This is a genomic window from Streptomyces sp. NRRL S-495, from assembly GCF_000966955.1.
Lineage (GTDB): Bacteria > Actinomycetota > Actinomycetes > Streptomycetales > Streptomycetaceae > Kitasatospora > Kitasatospora purpeofusca.
Genome location: NZ_JZWY01000497.1, coordinates 1 through 4,451, shown reverse-complemented (window position 1 = coordinate 4,451; position 4,451 = coordinate 1). Strand labels below are relative to the sequence as shown.

3 protein-coding genes are annotated in these 4,451 nt (G+C 72.0%); all 3 read left to right on the top strand.

What is annotated here, in order from left to right; all coding sequences use genetic code 11:
* Positions 1-454 precede the first annotated feature (454 nt).
* Genes VR45_RS24835 through pucD form a run of 3 tightly spaced genes read left to right on the top strand, consistent with a single transcriptional unit; the run spans position 455 to position 4,280 of the window.
* Positions 455-1,342, top strand: a complete 888-nt coding sequence (locus tag VR45_RS24835; protein WP_045942050.1) for an FAD binding domain-containing protein — start codon at positions 455-457, stop codon at positions 1,340-1,342.
* Positions 1,339-1,839 (top strand): (2Fe-2S)-binding protein, encoded by a 501-nt coding sequence (locus tag VR45_RS24830; protein WP_045942049.1) that lies wholly within the window; start codon positions 1,339-1,341, stop codon positions 1,837-1,839. Before VR45_RS24835 ends, VR45_RS24830 begins: the two co-directional genes overlap by 4 nt.
* Entirely contained in the window at positions 1,836-4,280 is a 2,445-nt protein-coding gene (pucD, locus tag VR45_RS24825; RefSeq protein WP_234326117.1) for a xanthine dehydrogenase subunit D, read from the top strand. Before VR45_RS24830 ends, pucD begins: the two co-directional genes overlap by 4 nt.
* The last annotated feature ends 171 nt before the right edge of the window (positions 4,281-4,451 follow it).

Here is a 4,451-nt window from a genome sequence, read left to right as displayed (position 1 = left end):
GGTCACGGACACGCATCCGGAGGCTCCTAACGGGCAGGTGGCGGGGGCGGGGGCGGTCCGAGGGCTCGGTCCGGGGTGACAGTGTGCCCGAACATCCGTGCTCGGCGTTACGTCCCAACGGGTGCCCGGACCACGGGGCCGTAGCTCGGGAATCACGGCCGGATTACGGTCGTAGGTGTGGCCCGGCCGACGGCTGGGCTGCGAGATCGTCCTTCTTAGAGGAACGTACAGGATGCCGGGCGGGACCACAGCCGGGGCTTCATGCCATCGGTGACTGCCAGTGGCCCCCGTCACAGCGGTTCACTGGCCACACGCCGCCGGACACACCCCGGTGACCGGAATCCGACGCGGAGGCGACGACGCGGAGGTCCCGGTCCGAACACCGGGGCCCGGGCGACCGGGCCGGGCACTGTGCCCACCCGTCCGGACGGTTACGACTTGAGGAGACACCCGCATGGAGTTCCTTCGGCCCGCCACCTGGGACGAGGCGCTCGCGGCGAAGGCCGAACACCCGACCGCGCTGCCCATCTCGGGCGGCACGGACGTCATGGTCGAGATGAACTTCGACGTGCACCGGCCACCCGCGATTCTCGACCTGAACCGCGTCACCGAGCTCACCGAGTGGTCGAACGACGGCGAGGTGGTCCGACTCGGCGCAGCCGTCCCCTACAGCCGGATCATCGACGAGCTGTCCGGCCCGCTGCCCGGCCTCGCGCTGGCCGCCCACACCGTCGGATCCCCGCAGATCCGCAACCGGGGCGGCGTCGGCGGCAACCTGGGCGCGGCCTCGCCGGCCGGCGACTCCCACCCGGCGCTGCTGGCGGCCGGCCGGGACGTCCTGGTCGAGGCGGCCTCGGTCCGCGGCACCCGGCTGATCCCGATCGACGACTTCTACGTCGGGGTGAAGCGCAACTGCCTGGAGCCGGACGAGCTGATCCGCGCCGTGCGGATCCCGGTCGCGGACGGCCCGCAGCAGTTCTCCAAGATCGGCACCCGCAACGCGATGGTGATCGCGGTCTGCGCGTTCGGCTTCGCGCTGCACCCGCGCAACGGCACCGTCGGCACCGGCATCGGCTCGGCCGCCCCCACCCCGCGCCGCGCCGTCGAGGCCGAGGAGTACCTGCGGGGCGTGCTCGCCGAGCGCGGCCTGTGGGAGAGCGGGGAGCTGCTGGGCGCCGAGGTGGTCCAGCGGTTCGGCGAGCTGGTCAAGGCCGCCGCCTCCCCGATCGACGACGTCCGGGGCACCGCCGACTACCGGCGGCACGCGCTCGCCGTGATGGCGCGGCGCACGCTCACCTGGACCTGGAACGACTACCGCAAGCAGATCAGGAGCGCGGCATGAGGGTCACGTTCACCGCCAACGGCAAGCCGGTCGAGGCCGACGACGTGTGGGAGGGCGAGAGCCTGCTCTACGTGCTCCGCGAACGCGTCGGGCTGCCCGGTTCGAAGAACGCCTGCGAGCAGGGCGAGTGCGGTTCCTGCACCGTCTACCTGGACGACGTGCCGGTCTGTTCCTGTCTGGTCGCGGCCGGCCAGGTGCAGGACCGCGAGGTGCGCACCGTCGAGGGGCTCGGCGGCGAGGACGGCGAGCTGGGCCTGGTCCAGCAGGCGTTCGTGGACGCGGGCGCCGTCCAGTGCGGCTTCTGCACGCCGGGCCTGCTGGTGCAGACCGACGCGCTGCTGGCGCAGGACGCCCAGCCGTCGGACGCGGACATCCGCGAGGCCCTGTCGGGCAACCTGTGCCGGTGCACCGGCTACGAGAAGATCATGGACGCGGTGCGGCTGGCGTCCGCCCGCAAGTGCGCCGGCACCCCTGCCGGCGGGGCGGTGGCGGAATGAACGCGCGGACGAACACCCACGGCAGTGCCGGGACCGGTGCCGGGACGGGTGCCGGGACGAGTGCCCAGAACAGTGCCAGGACCATCCAGGGCCAGAAGAACCTCCAGGACATCCGGCAGTCCAGCAAGGACGGCATCGGCGGCTCGACGCTGCGCCCGGACGGCACGCTGAAGGTGCGCGGCGAGTTCGCGTACTCCTCCGACATGTGGCACGAGGACATGCTCTGGGGCATGGCGCTGCGCTCGCCGCACCCCCGGGCGAACATCCTCTCCGTGGACATCTCCGAGGCGCTCACCGTGCCCGGCGTGTACGCGGTGCTCACCCACGAGGACATCCCCGGCGCCAAGTACTACGGCCTGGAGATCGCCGACCAGCCGGCCCTGGCGATCGACAGGATCCGGTACCACGGCGAGTCGATCGCGCTGGTCGCCGCCGACCACCCGGAGACCGCCCGGCGCGCGGTGAAGAAGATCAAGGTCGAGTACGAGGTGCTCACCCCGATCGTCACCGAGGAGCAGTGCCTCGACCCGGAGACGTACGGCTACGTCCACGAGCCGCACGAGTACAAGTCGCACGCCCACGGCAACATCTGCCACGAGCAGCACCTGGTCTCCGGCCTCGGCGTGACCGACGAGGTGCGGGCCCTGGCGGACGTCGTGGTCAGCGGCACCTACGAGGTCGGCATGCAGGACCAGGCCTTCCTCGGCCCGGAGTCCGGGCTCGCGGTGCCGGCCGAGGACGGCGGCATCGACCTCTACATCGCCACCCAGTGGCTGCACGTGGACCGCCAGCAGATGGCGCCGGTGCTCGGACTGCCGGAGGAGAAGGTCCGGCTCACCCTGGCCGGTGTCGGCGGGGCGTTCGGCGGCCGCGAGGACCTCTCGATGCAGATCCACGCCTGCCTGCTGGCCCAGCGCACCGGCAAGCCGGTCAAGATCGTCTACTCCCGGGACGAGTCCTTCTTCGGCCATGTGCACCGTCACCCGGCGAAGATGTACTACGAGCACGGCGCCACCCGGGACGGCAAGCTGGTCTACGCCGATGCCCGGATCGTGCTGGACGGCGGCGCCTACGCCTCCGCCTCGCCCGCCGTGGTCGGCAACGCGGCCTCGCTGGGCCACGGCCCCTATGTGATCCCGAACGTGCGGATGCACGCCGTCGCGCTCTACAGCAACAACCCGTCCTGCGGGGCGATGCGCGGCTTCGGCGCGGTGCAGGCGGCGTTCGGCTACGAGACCCAGATGGACCGGCTGGCCGCCGAACTGGGCATGGACCCGGTCGAGTTGCGCCGGCTCAACGCCATGAAGCAGGGCGACCTGATGCCCACCGGCCAGGAGATCGACGCACCCGCGCCGGTCGCCGAACTGCTGCGCCGGGTCAAGGACATGCCGCTGCCGCCGCCGCTCGACACCGACGACCTGGACGTGCGGCTGCTGCCCGGCGCGCTGTCCAACACCTCGCACGGCGAGGGCATCGTGCGCGGCGTCGGCTACTCGGTCGGCATCAAGAACGTCGGCTTCTCCGAGGGCTTCGACGACTACTCCACCGCCCGGGTGCGACTGGAGGTGATCGGCGGCGAGCCGGTCGCCCTGGTGCACACCGCGATGGCCGAGGTCGGCCAGGGCGGCGTCACCGTGCACGCCCAGATCGCGCGGACCGAGCTGGGCGTCGAGCAGGTGACCATCCACCCCGCCAACACCGAGGTGGGCTCGGCCGGTTCGACCTCCGCCTCCCGCCAGACCTACATGACGGGCGGCGCGGTCAAGCTGGCCGCCGAGGCGGTCAAGCGCGAGCTGATCGAGAAGGGCCGGCGCCGCTACGGCTGGACCCAGCAGGACCTCACACTGGCCGGCGGCAAGGTCGTCTCCGAGTCGGCCGGCGCGCTGGTCTCCATGGTCGACCTGCTCGGCGAGGACGCCATCGACCTCACCCGCGAGCACCACCACCGCCCGACCGTCCCCTTCGACAAGGAGACCGGGCAGGGCTTCGGCCACGTCCAGTACACCTTCTGCGCCAACCGCGCGGTGGTCGACGTGGACGTCGAACTCGGCCTGGTCAAGGTGGTCGAGCTGACCGCCGTCCAGGACGTCGGCAAGGCGCTCAACCCGCTGTCGGTGGTGGGCCAGATCCAGGGCGGCTGCACCCAGGCGCTCGGGCTCGCGGTGATGGAGGAGATCATCGTGCGGGACGGCAAGGTGCGCAACGCCTCCTTCACCGACTACCTCATCCCCACCATCCTGGACACCCCGCCGATCCCGGTGGAGATCCTCGAACTCCCCGACCCGCACGCCCCGTACGGGCTGCGCGGGGTGGGCGAGGCGCCGACCGTCTCGGCGACGCCGTCCATCGTGGCCGCCATCCGCAACGCCACCGGCCTGGCACTGCGCCGGATCCCGGTCCGGCCCGAGCACCTGACCACCGAACGGCCCGGGGAGCTGTAGGGCCCGTCCCCGGCCCGCTCCCCCACCCCCCACGACTCCCCGGGGCGGCGTCCGGTCTTCCCCGCCGCCCCGGGGCCGAGCACGGCCCGTACGACCCGCACGACCCGCACGACCTGCGGCATCCGCATGACCTGCACGATCTGCACGGCACCACCCGGCACTACCCGTCAC